The organism is Streptomyces sp. NPDC058632, assembly GCF_042717095.1.
Taxonomy (GTDB): domain Bacteria; phylum Actinomycetota; class Actinomycetes; order Streptomycetales; family Streptomycetaceae; genus Streptomyces.
On sequence record NZ_JBHXQZ010000217.1, the window covers coordinates 1 to 1,145 of the forward strand.

Consider the following 1,145-nt stretch of genomic DNA (forward strand, 5'->3'; position numbering starts at 1 on the left):
ACGCAGTGCGAGATCACCTCGACCGGATACCGGTGCCCCCTGTACGACGGCGCACTGTCCACGGACGGTCCCCCTCCGCCATGACCAACCCGAAGGTCATCCCACCCGGTCAGCCAACGTGACAGCACCCTTCGAAGAGGGTGCTGTCGGTGCCACTGCGCCAAGCGGCCACTTCACGGTGGGCCGGGTAGATGTGCCGCGCTGCGCCGTCTCCGACCCACAGCAGGCCGGCCTGGGCGCGCGGGTCGAGCTGGTGGGCGTGCAGGTAGTGGGCGGCCAGGAATTCCTGGTAGCTGCGGTGTGCGAAGGTCCACCGCAACAGGCCGACAGGGTCGAACAGATGGGACTCGGTCAGCCGGCGCATTTCGTCGGTCGTGCACGGGACCTGGCCGTCCAGCAGGCCGGGCTCATGTCCGCCTTCCAGCTCGGCCAGGGTGATCTCCCCGCGGTCGGAGGGTTGTGGGGAGGTGTCGCTCAGCACGTTGTGTGCGCCGAACTGCATCGCCGCCGCGACGCGGGCGGCAACCGGCAGCAAGCGCTGGCCCGTGGGCTGAGCCCGCAGTTCACGGATGTCGGCCGGGCGCCGGGTCTCGGAACACAAGAGCACGCAGGCCTGCTGGTAGGCGTCTGCCGCAGTGGCAGGCAGGGTCCCGTTGACACGGTGATATTCGAGCAGCTGCAAGAGGGTGACGGGAGTCTTGGACAACTGCGTCAGGCCCCGCTCGCGCAACAGGGTGCTGAAGGCACCAGCGTCGAGACCGTAGTCTTCAGCGGCGACGGCAACATCGTGGTCACTGAGCGGAGCCAGGATCATGTGCCGCACCTGAAGCGGCGACTGCCAGTGCCTGGTGAGGGTGTCCTGCAGGACGTCGGGCCAGCGCCCCGTGCGGCAGCTGAACCGCAGCCTCAGATTGCTTAGCTGGTCCCCGGTGAGCGAGTCGATCCAGTCGGCAATCAGCCCGCCCAGGGCAGGCAGGACGTTCAAGCCCTCGTCGACACTGTCCAGGAATACCCACGGTGCTGTCACGTTGGCTGACCGGGTGGGATGATCTTCGGGTTGGTCATGGCGGAGGGGGACCGTCCGTGGACAGTGCGCCGTCGTACAGGGGGCACCGGTATCCGGTCGAGGTGATCTCGCACTGCGT

Annotated in this window: 1 protein-coding gene; it reads right to left on the reverse strand. The window is 67.6% G+C overall.

What is annotated here, in order from left to right:
* Window positions 1–109: 109 nt before the first annotated feature.
* Window positions 110–1,027, reverse strand: coding sequence for a hypothetical protein (locus ACFWVE_RS35060; protein WP_384023327.1), 918 nt, complete (start codon window positions 1,025–1,027; stop codon window positions 110–112).
* Between the last annotated feature and the right edge of the window lie 118 nt (window positions 1,028–1,145).